This window comes from Campylobacter sp. RM12637 (assembly GCF_020137645.1).
Lineage (GTDB): Bacteria > Campylobacterota > Campylobacteria > Campylobacterales > Campylobacteraceae > Campylobacter_E.
Window position 1 is genome coordinate 42292 of record NZ_JACGAV010000013.1, and the last position, 12559, is coordinate 54850.

Below are 12559 nucleotides of genomic sequence, written 5' to 3' on the forward strand. Positions count from 1 at the left end.
TTACATATAATTTAATAAGCTTAATTTTGAAACCTGCGCACTAGCTTGTAAAGTAGCTTGTAAGGTAATTGTCGCCTGCATTAGCATTAATTGGCTTTCTACAGGGTCTGAATTAAGAACCTTCGCCTTAACTTGTTCAACATTTACTTTCATTAAATCTGCTCTATCTTGAGAATTTTGAATACTTGTTTGAGTTGCACCTATTTTTGTATGAACTTTATTAATATGATCTTGTAAATGGTCAATCCTTTTTAAAGCTCCTTGAATACCAACACTTTTTAACAATTCAGGATTATTGCTATCTGCTCTATAATTTCCATTTCTAACAGCTTCTATCATCTTATCAAGGTCTTTTATAATATCAACCCTACCTTCATCAACAATTAAAGTAGAATTTGTATTAAAATTAAACAAATCTCCCTTTTTAGAACCTTCAGCAATTGGCAAACCATTAGCATCATTTCCAAAATCAAATTCATTAGCGTTCATAGTATTAGCGTCAAATATAGCTAAATCTATTTTAGTAGTGGTTGCACCTTTGTCTATTAAAGTCATTTGACCTTTTTCATTAAGACCTACATCAACTGAATTTTTAGAATTAATTAACAGCCTTTCTAATTCTGCTTTATCATCATTATTTAAAATCATAGGAGAATTAGCTTGATTTGGATATTTTTTAACTAATTGATAATCTTTAGTTGGGATATTATCACTAGCAAACATAGAAATAATATCTCCTAATTGCTTATATGTTATATTTTCAGGATTTGTCTTAACACTATCTGAAATATGCTGATTATTATCATAAACCACATTTGTAATAGGTAAAGTTACCTTTTTATCTTGACCATTTTGTTTATAACTAGCCGTTGCAGTGCCTTGAGTAATATTAAAATCTATTGAATAATGCACCTTATTTTTTGAAGTAATTTCTAGTTTTAAAACACTATCAGGTCTTGTAGTATCATTTGGATTTAGCTTTAATGTTCCTTGCGAAGCCTCAACTAATTTAGTCTCATTAGTAGCTACATTATTATTTTTATCTACTTGAGCTATGTTTGAACTTAAGATATTATCTTTTTTACTAAATAAAGACCTAGAATAATCAATCCCATCGCTAGTAAAAGAAGTATCAATATTACCTGTATTTGTAAATTCTAAAACAAAAACATCATTATTATTTCTTAAATCATTTGGATTAGTTACACTTGCTAACTCACTTTTAACAGGAAAGGGAATAATAGGCATTGGTGGTGTATCAGGTATTTTTGGTGGATAAATTTGTCCGAAATCATCAGCCTTAGCAGTAGCTGCAAACATAGAAAAATTAATTCTACTTTCTTGATTTTTTAAATCAGTAATTTCTATTGTTCCATTATTGCTAAGTGTTACATCTACTACTTTATTTTCTTTAGTATTTCCGTATAACTCACCTATTTTACTAAGCATAGCACCAACATCTTCACTAGCACCCATCTTAAACTTAGCTTTAAAACTCTCACCATTTCCCTTAGTCCCACGAACATAAAAATAAGTATCAGGAAATCTTCCTTCATCATTTTTTAAAAAATGATCATTCACATTAAGCTCTTTTCCATTAGCTTGTGGTTTTAAATATTCTTTACCAATTAAGTCTTTAATCTTACTATCTTGAGTAATATAATGCACTTCTTCTGGTTTATTAATATCATATCTTCTATCAACCAAACGAACATTTGTGCTGATTATTTTTTTGTAATCATTATCAACACCCTTCATAAGCTCCTGACCTGAAATATTGTAATCATTATACACATTAGACCCTAGTAAAACTTGCATATTTTCATCATTGCCATAATAATTACCCTTTTCATCAAAAGGTTTAGTCCCAACATTAGTTCCACTGAATAAATATTGTCCGTTAATACTTGTATTTGCAATATTTACAATATGATCTCTTATTTTTTGTAAGTCATTTGCTAAAGCGTTTAAAGAAGTATCAGAATGAACTTCGTTTGCACCTTGAATTAATTTGTTTTTAAATTGGTCTAGTGCCTTACTCATTTCATCTACTGCTTTATCAGAGTTTTTTGTAATATTTATAGCTTTACTAGCAGCTTCGCTAATTTGCTGAAATGTAGAAATCTCATAAACAAGTCTTGAACCTTCTGAATAAATTCCAGCGTCATCATAAGATTGATTAATCTTCAAACCACTTGTTAATTGGTTATTTGCGTCATTTATCATATTTTGCTGACGCTGAAAATTGCCTAAATTTTGTGAATAAATATAAGAGCTTGTTATTCTCATTCTTTTTCCTTGTTAATAATCTTTAGGGTATATCGGTAAAAAAATTATTTTATTAAGTCTAAAACTTCACTAGGTGTATTTGCTATACTAAAAATATTTAAAGAACTCTCATCAATTGCACCGGAATTTAAAAGTGTATTTTTAAAAAAATCAACTAATGGTTTAAAAAATTCTTCGTTATATAAAATGATTTTATAATTTCTTAATTTTGTTTGAGCTAAGGTTAAAACTTCAAATAATTCATCTAAAGTTCCGTATCCACCAGCACAAACTATCATTACATCATTTTGCATTAAGGCTTTTTTTCTTAAAGATAAATCGCTAAATTCAATAGATTTAGTGCAATATTCATTTAATCTTTGTTCCATTGGTAATTTTATATTAATACCAATACTCTCAACCCCGCCAACTAAAAAAGCAGCTTTATTAGCAGCGTGCATAATACCACCGCCACCACCTGTAGTAATGCTATAGCCGTTCTTTGCTAGAACTTCACTTAATTCAAAAGCGTCTTTATAATATTTATTATTTTCATCAAATCTAGCCGAGCCAAAAATTGTAACTGATTTCATCTAAGACTTTCTAACCTTTCTTTTTTATCTCCGATTTTAGTAATTTGAACACCAAAATTTCCATCAACAATAACAACTTCTCCTTCAGCAAAACATTTATCCCCAACTAAGATTTCTAAAGGGTCATTTGCTAATTGGTCAAGCTCAATAACAGAACCTATATCCATTGTTAAAACATCTTTTAAAAGCATTTTTTTACTACCAATTCTAACTCTAATCGGAAGCTTTACATCCATTATTAAATTAATATTTTTTAACTCACCCAAATCCATTTTAGGCGCACTTACTTCACTTTCTTTTGTAGAATTTGAATTAGGATTTAAAAGCTTATAAGCTTTTTCATTGATAGCAAGACTTATTTGCTCATTTAAATCATTGATATTTACATCATAAAAATAAATTTTATAAAACTTAGATAAATCACACTCATCAGTCAAAAACTCACATTTTTCTAAGCTAAAATTAAATTTAGGCAAATCTTTTTGTGCATTTAATGAAGTTGAAAATGCTGAAAATATATTGCTAATTGCTTCTTTGCTAGCGTCAAGCTCATCTGTGCCTAAATTCTCATTCATTGAGATTTCTTCTTCACCCATCATCCATTCAGAAATCGCACTCATTAAAACTGGACTTGATAAAAATGCAAATTCTTTATCTTCGCTTTTAAAAACAGCTTTTAAAATAGGTGGTTTTAAGGCATTGTTTTTAATATCAAACTCACTATATTCACTAAATCTAGCACTTTTTCCTGTAAGCCCTTCAATAGTGGCAATACATTCATTTACAAATAAACCTAAAAACTCATCAATCATTTATCTTATCCTCATCTTCCATTGACAATTCTTCTTGATTTTCTACTACCTTATCAAATTCTGCAGCCTTTGTTTTACGCTCTAACTCATAAGCTTCAAGTATGTTTTTAACCTCATCTTTATCAGTTTTAATTAAATCTAAAATCTTAATTGATTTTTGGTATCTATGAATACCAAATTGAGCTAAAAATACATCTTTTCCATCAACGCTCACAATAGCTTTATCATCAGCATTTCTATTTAACTTAATAATATTTCCATTCTCAAGTCCTAAAAATTCTTCTACGCTAATAAAAGCCTTACCTAAAATCACTTCATAGACCATATCAGCACGACCTACTAAGGTTTTGATTTCTTTATTTCTACTTTTTTTAGCACTTGTTTCGCCTAGCATTACATCACGATTTGCTAAACGACCTAAAATTGGTTCTAAATAAATTACAGGATAACAAATATTAATCATACCGCTATTATTACCTATAGTAAGCTCCATTACAACCATTATTACTATTTCGTTTTGGCTTACAATTTGGACTACACTTGGGCTACTTTCTTTAGCTTCTACGCTAGGATACATATCAGTAATTATTGACCAGCTTTCTTTAAGCCTACCCATCATAATTCTTAAAATACTATCAAGTAAATTAATCTCAATATCTGTTAATTCTCTATTTTTTTCACTTCCTTCTCCAGCTCCGCCTAATAATTTATCAATCATAGGAAAGGCAATACTAGGATTTATCTCTAAAACACAAGTTCCATCTAAAGGCTTGATTGAAAAAACATTAAAGCTAGTAGGATTTGGTAAAGACATCAAAAACTCACCATAAGTCATCTGATCAACTGAATGTAGCTTTATTTCCACCATACTTCTCATCATTTGAGAAATTTGAGTAGCAAGGCTTCTTGCTAATTTATCATGAATTCCTTTTACTGCACGAAGTTGTTCTTTACTAACACGATTTGGACGCTTAAAATCATATATTATGATTTGCCTTTCATCGTTTTCTTTCTTTACTTCAGGGACACTATCGGCTGAATCAACGGAATTTAAAAGTGCGTCTATTTCTTCTTGAGATAAAATATCAGCCATCAATTAGCCTTTTTCTTAATGTATTAATTACCCTACTTTGCAACTGCGATACTCTTGATTCGCTAATTTGCAAAATTTCACTAATTTCTTTTAAACTAAGCTCTTCATAAAAATATAACTGAATAATCAATTGTTCTCTTTCATTTAATTCTTCTAAAACTTCGGTAATTTTTTCTAATAAATTTTCTTTATCAAGTCTTTCATTAGCGTCTTCATCGCTTAATACTTGTAATTGTTCATCTAATGGAACGATATAGCTAATTGATTGTGCTAATCTTGCTTCTTTAATCTTATCTACATCTATACCTAATTCACTTGCTAAATACTCATCACTTGGTTCTTCATCAAAATCATTTATATAATCATTTATTATTTTTTCTATATCTTTTACAATTTTTCTATTGCTTCTGCTTAAAGTATCAAGACTTCTTAAAAAATCAAGCATAGAACCATATACTCTTTTTCTAGCATATCCCCAAAAATTATCATTTTGTAAATCATCATAGCGTCTTGCTAATTTGATTAATTCTTCAGTCCCAACACCTATTAAATCATTAACATCAACACTAGCAGGCAAGCGTTCTTTTAATCTAAATGCCATAGCTCTTAATGCTGGTTGATATTTAACAGCTAATTCATCTTGAGCATTTTTTAAAGCACTTGCATACGCATTAAGCCGCTTTTGCATTATATTTCCTTGCAGGTTTTGTTTGTTTTTTGATAATTTCTAATTCACTTTCTACACTTTGAATAATCTTATCCATTCTATTTTCTCTAATCTCAAGCTCTTTTATAAAATGATTTGTAGTATTTTCGTAAGCAAATTTATCAAAAGTCCTACTACCTAATTTCTTCGCATCAACAAAATTAAGAACAACAAGATGAATTAAAATATAAAAAACAAAAGTAGTAAATAAGGTAAAACCTATCATCATAAACGGATCATCAATCTTAAATACAGCACAAATAAAACCTATAAAAAATCCACAAACTGTAACAAAAGCAATATAATTATCCGTTCTCATATACCTTAAATCCTATCAATTAATCTCTTAAAAAAGCTTTTTATATTTCCTGAATCAGAATCTTTAAGCACATTTCGTTCCAATCTTGATAAAAGATTATTAGTAGCTTTTTTTAACTGATTAGTTTCTCTTGACGAACTTTGAGAAAACAAAACTCTACTTTTAATACAATCAATAACATAAGCAGAGCTTTCTAAATATCCTAAATATTTTAATTCAGGATTATTTTTAATATTTGCTGATGCAACTTTTGAAATATTTGTAAATAAATCTAGTGCTTCTTTTTCGCTTTTTACCACATTAAAAAGCATTAAAAAATCATTTCTTACATCAGAAGTAACTTTAATAGTAGCATAAGCATCAGTAATTGCAGCAGGATCAGGTGTAGTTACAACAATAACTTCATCAGCAATTTCTAAAAAATGTAAAGTAGTTCCACCAATACCAGCACCCGTATCAATTATCAAAAAGTCTAAATCTTCTAATAATTCAGCATCTTCTAAAAAAGCGTCAAAATAGCTTGAATTATTGTATTTTAAAATCTCTCCACCACTATCACCTGGGATTAGTTTTAAATTCGGTTTTACTTGTTTGATAATATCAGCTAGCTTACATTCTCCTTTTAAAACATGTAATAAATTTTTACCTATTTTTACATTTAAAATCACATCAAGATTTGCAAGACCAATATCAGCATCAAAAAGACCTACTTTATATCCATCATTTGCAAGTAAATTAGCAATATTAGCACTTATTGTGCTTTTGCCAACCCCACCTTTACCACTTGTAATTGCAATAAATTTTGTATTTTTCTTATTTACTTTATGCTCATTTTTCATAAGCTCATTTAATTTATCAGCTTGTGTTTGCATAATTTATCCTTTAAATCCATCTAAAACGCATTTAATTAAATACTCGCTATTAGCTACTAAAATATCATCAGGAACATTCTGACCTATTGAAAAAAACGAAACAGGTTTTTTAATATTAAAAATTAATGAAAAAATATTACCAAAAGCTCTAGTTTCATCAAATTTTGTAAGTATTAAAGTATCAATATTTAAAGCATTAAAAGCATTAAAAGTCTCTTCCATATCATCATACTTCATACCTGCATTTAATACCAATGCAACCTCAATTTCACTCTCACTAGCCTTTAAATAACTTTCTAATTTTTCAATTTTTGTCTTATCATATTGAGAATTACCAGTTGAATCTATTAAAACCACATCATAACCACTTAAAGTCTCAAGGTTTTTATGTAAATCTTCTTCGGTTGATACAAATGCAATTGGTAATCTCATAGTCCTAGCGTATTCAGCTAATTGCTCTTTAGCACCTAGTCTAAAATTATCAAGTGAAACTATAGCAGTTTTGTATCTTTTGCTTCCGTATGCGTATCTATAAGCTAGCTTAGCTAATGTTGTAGTCTTGCCAACCCCTGTTGGGCCAACTAACATAATTATTTTTTGTTTTCTAATAGGTGCATCAACTCTGCAAGGTATCATACTCTTAAGTAAGGTTGTAAAATATCTAGTAATTGCTTCTTTATTACTCAATAAAGCTTTTGGCATATTTTTAAGAGTTGCTCTCATAATTTCATCTAAATGAGTTTGTAACATATCACTTTTTTTTGCTTTATCATAAATTAATGCAAACTCAGGTGGAATTTCAAGATTATTTCTAGCAGGAGCAAGTTCTCCCCATCTCATACTCATTAAATAATCTACTTTGCTATTTAACTCATTTAATAATTGCTTATCATCTTTTGACTTATTGCTAGAATTAGGATTAAACTTTAATCTAGATAATTCTTTTTTAGAATTTAAATCTTGATTAAGTGATTTATTTTCATTTTGATTTTGCTTATTTTCTATAGCTATTTTTCTATCAAAATTATCGCTTTTAAATTCTTTTAAACTATTTTCGTAGTGTAACGCTGCTCTTTTATTTACAATTGGTTGCTTTTTTTCTTTTGTATCATTAATAGCTACAACTACTTCTACCATAGCAGGGCTTGTTGGAGTTCTTCCTTCTACTTGAGTTACAGCAACTATTTCAGCTTCATCTCCATAATAATCTCTAACATAAGCTAAATAATCTTGTCCTTTTTCTACTCTAAAACTATCTTGCCTAATTGCCATATTTTTTCCTTACATTGTTCCTAATACTAAAGTTATACTAATCCTATCTTCTGCACCATAATGTGGTAATACTAATCTCTTATCGCAATATGTTTTTTCACTAAAATAAACAATATCTAAATCAAGAGTTCTAGGTGCATTTTTAAAACTTCTTGTCCTATGAAAAATATTTTCATAATGTTGTAAAACTTTTAAAAGCTCTCTTGCGTGAAGACTTGTTTTAACAAACATTAAAGCATTTGTAAAATCTTTTTGCTCTTTATACCCAAAAGCTTCATTTATTAATAATGCTGAAGTTTGAATAATCTTAAATCTTCTATCAGATTTTAATTTTTTAAATAATCTTACAAATCTTTCACACTCAGGCTCTATATTACTACCAAGAGAAATTAAAGCTAAATATTTATAAACTTTATTATCCTTGCTAAAATACGGATAATACTTAATCCTTTTAAAATATCTCGCTTCATTTATCTTGATATTTGGCATTAAGCGTTATTTGCTTTTAGTGCTTCTTCTTGAGCTGCTATAAATGCTCTTTGTTGTTGAACCATTTGAATAGCACTAAGTAATGCTAAATGATAGCTAAATGGTCCAAAACCACTAATAGTTCCAGCACATACAGGACTTAAGAAACTCTTAGCTCTAAATTCTTCTCTAGCATAAATATTGCTAATATGAACTTCAATTACAGGCATTCTTGTAGCTGCTATTGCATCAGCAATCGCAATTGATGTATGAGTATATCCACCAGCATTTATAATAATTGCATCACAAGTTCCTACACACTCTTGAATTTTATCAATTATTTCGCCTTCATAATTGCTTTGATAAAACTCTATATCAACATTGCTTTCTTTAGCAGCTATACTCATTTGTTCATGTATTTGAGCCATAGTCATAGTTCCATAAATTCTAGGGTCTCTTTGACCTAACATATTTAAATTTGGTCCTTGAATTACCATTATTTTCATATTTCTTCCTTTAATAAATATTTTAATGTTGGATTATAAGTTTTTAATTTTAATATAAGTTATTAAAAAATATTTTTTAAATCAATATCTAAAAAAAAGAATTTCAAATAAATATAAAGATTAATAAAATTTTTACGATATGGAATATATTTTGCTAACAAGCTTAAATCAAGTTAAAGTTTTAAAGGTTAATTATGAGTATATTTTCAACACTAAATACAGGTGTAAGTGGTCTTGGAGCTGCACAAGTTCAAATATCTACAACAGGACATAACATTACAAATGCAAACAATCCTTATTATACTAGGCAAAGAGTGGTTCAATCAGCAGCAGATGCTTTACATGTGCCAGCTGGTGATATTGGACTTGGAACTAAGGTTGATAAGATTGTAAGAATTCACGATGAGTATGTTTTCACAAAAATGCGTGATAATACAAATAATTTTGAGCATACTAAATATCTAAAAACAAAACTTGAAGAAGCAGCACAAAGATTTCCTGATTTAAAAGATGTTGGAATTTTAAATGATTTACAAGCTTATCAAAAAGCTTGGAATAATTATGCTAGCAACCCTGCTGATGGTGCTACAAAAATAAATCTAGTTCAAGTAGCAACAACCCTTGCAAAAGATATAAAAGCTACTAGAGATGATATGTTTAAAATGCAAAAATCAGTAAATGATGATGTAGTTTTAACTATTGAAGAAATAAATAGAATTGGTAAGGATATTTCTACAATTAATGCTCAAATAGCAGCAAGTGAGAGTGCTGGTGATTCTATGGCAAATGATTTAAGAGATAAAAGAGATGAATTAGAATTAAGACTTTCAAAACTCGTTAAATCATCAGTTTTTAAAGAGAATTTAGAACAAAATGCTTCATTTGATACAAATATAAAAGATGGAAGCATAGATTATCATTTAAATATTGAAGGTTTTTCTATAGTTGATGGGACAACATTTCATCCATTAAGAATAGATAGTGTTGCTGCAGGAAGCCCTTTTCAAAGGATTTATTATGAGCTTCAAGATGGAACTACTGCTGATTTAACTTCTAAATTAAGTGGGGGACAATTAGGAGCTCAACTTGATTTAAGGGGTCGTGAGTTTAATACCCAAACTAATGGATTTGATGATGGTATTTTGCAAGATTATATAAACAATCTTGATTCTTTTGCAAAAACTATGATTACAGAAACAAACAATATCTACTCAAGAGCAGCTCAAAAGCAAATATTATCAAATGAAATGTCTCATCTAAAGAGTGATGATATTATTATGAATGCAGATAATAGATTAAAAACAGGCACATTTGATTTAATCGTATATAACGATAATGGTCAAGAAGTAGCAAGAAAAACAATCACTCTTGATACAAGCACATCAATGACAGGTGGAGTAAGAAGTTCTAGTTTATTAGAAAAAATTAATTCTAATACAGATGATAATAATGATAATAACAATTTAAACGATTTTGATGATTATTTTTTAGCTGATTATTCTTATGATGAAACAAAAGATAGTGGTATTTTTAGTCTTATTCCTAAACTAGATGGATTTAAAGTAGGCGTAGAAGATCATGGCACTAATTTTCCTGGAATTTTTGGTCTTGGGAAATTCTTTGAAGGCACTAATGGTAGCAATATAAATGTAGATACTAGCCTAAGACACGACCCAACTTTACTTAGAGCAAGTAGTTCTGGTGCTGATGGAAATAACGATGTAGCAAATGCAATCAATCAACTTCAATATAATAAAATTGATTTTTACGATACTAAAGGAGAAAGCACTCAAGCTACTTTTGAAGGATTTTATAGGTCTTTAACAACAGATATAGCAAGTCGTGCAGAAAACAATAATACTTTATACAAAACAAACGAAGCTATCTTGGCTAATGTAACAGCAGAATTTCAATCAGTAAGTGGCGTTGATATGAACGAAGAATTAAGCAATCTTATGAAATATCAAGCAAGTTTTGGTGCAAGTGCTAAAATCATCACAACGGTTGATAAAATGTTAGATACTTTGCTAGGACTTAAACAATAATAGCTAAAATGAGCTTTTTTAATAAAGGATATAAATGCAAAAAATAATGTTAATAGGAAAGCCAAATGTTGGCAAAAGCTCACTATTTAATCGCTTAGCAAAAGAACGCTTAGCGATAACTTCTGATATTAGTGGCACTACTAGAGATACTAATAGAAAAATAGTTGATATTAATGGAAAAAAGGCTATTTTAGTAGATAGCGGTGGGCTTGATGATAAAGATGAATTATTTCAAAATGTTAAAAAGAACACCTTAAAAGAAGCAAAAGACGCTGATATAATCGTTTATATGGTAGATTGCAAATTGGGTGCAAATGATGATGATAGGGCTTATTTTTATGATTTATTAAAACTTAAAAAACCAACAGCTTTAGTAATTAATAAAGTAGATAGTAAAAAAGATGAAGAAAGAAGCTTGGAATTTACTCGTTTTGGATTTAAAAATGTATTTAATATAAGCGTATCTCACGCAACGGGAATTGATGAATTAAATGATTTTTTAAGCTCACATTTGCGTGATACTTTCGTGCCTGATAATTCAGAGCTTAGCTTAGAAGATTTCTTAGATGAAAATATAGCTGGTGAATATGATGAAGAAGGCATTAACGAAGTTAGCGAAATTGATGAAAATCATATAAAAATCTCAATTTTAGGGCGTGTAAATGTAGGTAAAAGCTCACTTTTAAACGCACTTGTAAATGATGAAAGATGTGTTGTAAGTAGCATTGCAGGAACAACAATTGACCCTGTAAATGAAAGTATTGAATATAATGGCAAAACGCTTGAATTTATTGATACCGCAGGAATTAGAAGAAGAAGTAAAATTTTAGGTATAGAAAAATACGCTCTAAATCGCACCGAAAAAATGCTAGAAAACTCTCAAATCGCCTTGCTTGTATTAGACGCTGCTGAAGGATTTAACGAGCTTGATGAAAGAATAGCTGGGCTTTTAGGTAAGAATTATTTAGGCGTGATTATAGTTTTAAATAAATGGGATTTATGTGGTAAGAGTGATAAAGAATTTGATGAAGTTTGCAAACATTTAAGACTTGATAGATTTAAATTCTTAGCATATGCACCGATTATTAGCGTTTCAGCACTTAGCAAAAAGCGTATTAAAAATCTTTTAGATTTAATCTTAAAAGTGCATTCAAACTACATTCAAAAAATCCAAACTTCAAAACTAAATCAAATAATAGAAGAAGCTTGTCTAGCTCATCCATTGCCACACGATAAAGGCAAACTTGTTAAGATTTATTACGCTACTCAATATAGCGTTGCACCACCAAAAATAGCACTTGTAATGAATAGACCAAAAGCACTTCATTTTTCTTACAAACGCTATTTACAAAATGTATTAAGAAAGCATTATGATTTAAGCGGAGTTCCATTAATCATAGCAGCTCGTAAAAAAGGCGAAAAAGAATTAATTGAAGAGTAATTAGGAAGTTAATTCCTAATTATTCGCTAATTTCTGGCTGAATAGTAATATGATGTATATTAAACTCATTCTTAAGTAAAGCATTAAGCTTTTGTAAAACACTTTTAAACTCATTTAAATCATCTAAGATTATATGAGCTGTTAGTATATGATAATCTTGAGAG

General features: G+C 29.2%; 12 protein-coding genes and 1 pseudogene. 2 read left to right on the top strand and 11 right to left on the bottom strand.

Annotation, left to right across the window (positions count from 1 at the left end; all coding sequences use genetic code 11):
- The 10 genes and pseudogenes from AVBRAN12637_RS07215 to aroQ form a co-directional block, all read right to left on the bottom strand.
- Window positions 1-2289, bottom strand: a complete 2289-nt coding sequence (locus AVBRAN12637_RS07215; RefSeq protein WP_336615585.1) for a flagellin N-terminal helical domain-containing protein — start codon at window positions 2287-2289, stop codon at window positions 1-3.
- Between the two features lie 44 nt (window positions 2290-2333).
- Entirely contained in the window at window positions 2334-2861 is a 528-nt protein-coding gene (locus tag AVBRAN12637_RS07220; protein WP_214117266.1) for a TIGR00730 family Rossman fold protein, read from the bottom strand.
- Window positions 2858-3673 carry a flagellar motor switch protein FliY gene (gene fliY / locus AVBRAN12637_RS07225; RefSeq protein WP_214117267.1) on the bottom strand — a complete coding sequence of 272 codons (816 nt, stop codon included), beginning with the start codon at window positions 3671-3673 and terminating at the stop codon, window positions 2858-2860. The genes AVBRAN12637_RS07220 and fliY overlap by 4 nt, the downstream gene beginning before the upstream one ends.
- Complete coding sequence (fliM, locus tag AVBRAN12637_RS07230) at window positions 3666-4766, bottom strand: flagellar motor switch protein FliM (protein WP_214119942.1); 1101 nt, start codon at window positions 4764-4766, stop codon at window positions 3666-3668. Before fliM ends, fliY begins: the two co-directional genes overlap by 8 nt.
- The gene (locus AVBRAN12637_RS07235) at window positions 4759-5454 is read right to left on the bottom strand and encodes an RNA polymerase sigma factor FliA (RefSeq protein WP_250325853.1); all 696 of its coding nucleotides are present in this window, start codon (window positions 5452-5454) and stop codon (window positions 4759-4761) included. The genes fliM and AVBRAN12637_RS07235 overlap by 8 nt, the downstream gene beginning before the upstream one ends.
- A complete protein-coding gene (locus AVBRAN12637_RS07240; RefSeq protein ID WP_214117269.1) occupies window positions 5438-5791 on the bottom strand; it encodes a hypothetical protein in 354 nt (117 codons plus the stop codon). Before AVBRAN12637_RS07240 ends, AVBRAN12637_RS07235 begins: the two co-directional genes overlap by 17 nt.
- Before the next feature lie 5 nt (window positions 5792-5796).
- Entirely contained in the window at window positions 5797-6663 is an 867-nt protein-coding gene (locus AVBRAN12637_RS07245) for a P-loop NTPase (protein WP_214117271.1), read from the bottom strand.
- Between the two features lie 3 nt (window positions 6664-6666).
- Window positions 6667-7905 (bottom strand): annotated as a pseudogene (gene flhF, locus AVBRAN12637_RS07250) (flagellar biosynthesis protein FlhF); the annotation flags it as partial.
- A gap of 39 nt (window positions 7906-7944) precedes the next feature.
- Entirely contained in the window at window positions 7945-8424 is a 480-nt protein-coding gene (gene folK / locus AVBRAN12637_RS07255; protein ID WP_336615586.1) for a 2-amino-4-hydroxy-6-hydroxymethyldihydropteridine diphosphokinase, read from the bottom strand.
- The gene (aroQ, locus tag AVBRAN12637_RS07260; RefSeq protein WP_214149801.1) at window positions 8424-8909 is read right to left on the bottom strand and encodes a type II 3-dehydroquinate dehydratase; all 486 of its coding nucleotides are present in this window, start codon (window positions 8907-8909) and stop codon (window positions 8424-8426) included. The genes folK and aroQ overlap by 1 nt, the downstream gene beginning before the upstream one ends.
- A gap of 194 nt (window positions 8910-9103) precedes the next feature.
- On the opposite strand from aroQ, the gene flgK reads away from it, so the two are divergent.
- Window positions 9104-10954 (top strand): flagellar hook-associated protein FlgK, encoded by a 1851-nt coding sequence (flgK, locus tag AVBRAN12637_RS07265; RefSeq protein ID WP_214119941.1) that lies wholly within the window; start codon window positions 9104-9106, stop codon window positions 10952-10954.
- 34 nt (window positions 10955-10988) lie between these two features.
- Window positions 10989-12395 carry a ribosome biogenesis GTPase Der gene (gene der, locus AVBRAN12637_RS07270; protein ID WP_239803537.1) on the top strand — a complete coding sequence of 469 codons (1407 nt, stop codon included), beginning with the start codon at window positions 10989-10991 and terminating at the stop codon, window positions 12393-12395.
- Window positions 12396-12414: 19 nt separating this feature from the next.
- Here the strand turns inward: der and AVBRAN12637_RS09825 are convergent, their stop codons facing one another.
- Window positions 12415-12543: a hypothetical protein gene (locus AVBRAN12637_RS09825; RefSeq protein WP_442862436.1), complete on the bottom strand. Its 129-nt coding sequence runs from the start codon at window positions 12541-12543 to the stop codon at window positions 12415-12417.
- Between the last annotated feature and the right edge of the window lie 16 nt (window positions 12544-12559).